Source organism: Nostoc sp. 'Peltigera membranacea cyanobiont' 232 (assembly GCF_002245985.1).
GTDB lineage: Bacteria > Cyanobacteriota > Cyanobacteriia > Cyanobacteriales > Nostocaceae > Nostoc.
Genome location: NZ_NOLK01000395.1, coordinates 1 through 1,108 on the forward strand (window position 1 = coordinate 1; position 1,108 = coordinate 1,108).

Consider the following 1,108-nt stretch of genomic DNA (forward strand, 5'->3'; position numbering starts at 1 on the left):
GGGTGGGGTGCAATGACTGTGGGAATTATAACTAATTATACGAACTTGATATAAAAAACTTTTCAAACAACCTTTAAACCGTATTGCTCCACAATCTCCAATTCTGATTAATTGGATAATAATCCTGCAATACTAGTCAATTCCATAATTTTCTCAAATTGAAATTCATGAGCTAAATTATTGATAAAATTTTGCAGCGCCGCATTTTCTGAAGGGATTTGCTCAATCAATTCTAAAATTAAGTCATCGCTACATTGGGCTGCGGCAGTATACAACTGGTTCACCCATTCAGAGGACATTTCAGATACCATAGGCACTAAATCTGCAAGCTTTAAGATTGATTCTGTTATTCGTTGTTTTGAGTTTGTTATCTGATATTTATCTTCTTGATAAATATATTCAACTCCTAAATATTCGCTCAATTTTTCTAATAATTGTTCCTCGCGGAAAGGCTTGTTAATATAATCATCACAACCTGCTTTAATCATTGCCTCTCGCTGCTCCTCAAAGGCGTTAGCCGTTAAGGCAATGATAATAGTCTGACAATTTGGGATTGAGGTTTCTTCTCTAGCTTTAATAATTTGTGTGGCTTCGTAGCCGTCCATAATCGGCATCCGCATATCCATTAAAATCAGCTGTGGTTGCCATTTCTGCCAAAGTGCGATCGCTTCGGTACCATTTGCCGCTTCCTGGACTACAAAGCCGATAGATGTCAGAATTTTCAATAGCACTAAACGGCTGTCTATGGAGTCATCAACCACCAAAATGCGGTATTCCTTTTGAGCAGGCGCTAAACTCAGAACTTGTCGTCTAATGTGCTCGATCTGGATTTCGCTGGCTGCGGCTAGACTAATTTGAATATCAAAAGCAAATTTACTTCCCTCGCCAATAATGCTGGTGACGCTAATATCTCCCCCCATTAGTTGCACGTATTTGCGGCTAATTGCTAAACCTAATCCTGTTCCCTGTTGCGATTTCCTGCCAGTTTCAGTTTGCCCAAAAGCTTCAAACAACAAGTCAATTTCTTGTGGGGCAATACCGCAGCCGGTGTCTATAACCTCGAAGATTAGGGATTGGGGATTGATTATTGTCCCCTGCTCCCCTGCTC

The 1,108-nt window shown here is 40.2% G+C and carries 1 protein-coding gene; it reads right to left on the bottom strand.

Annotation, left to right across the window (positions count from 1 at the left end; genetic code table 11):
- Positions 1-107: 107 nt before the first annotated feature.
- On the bottom strand, positions 108-1,108 hold a 1,001-nt coding region (locus CDG79_RS40580; protein WP_143855761.1), incomplete at its 5' end, for an ATP-binding response regulator.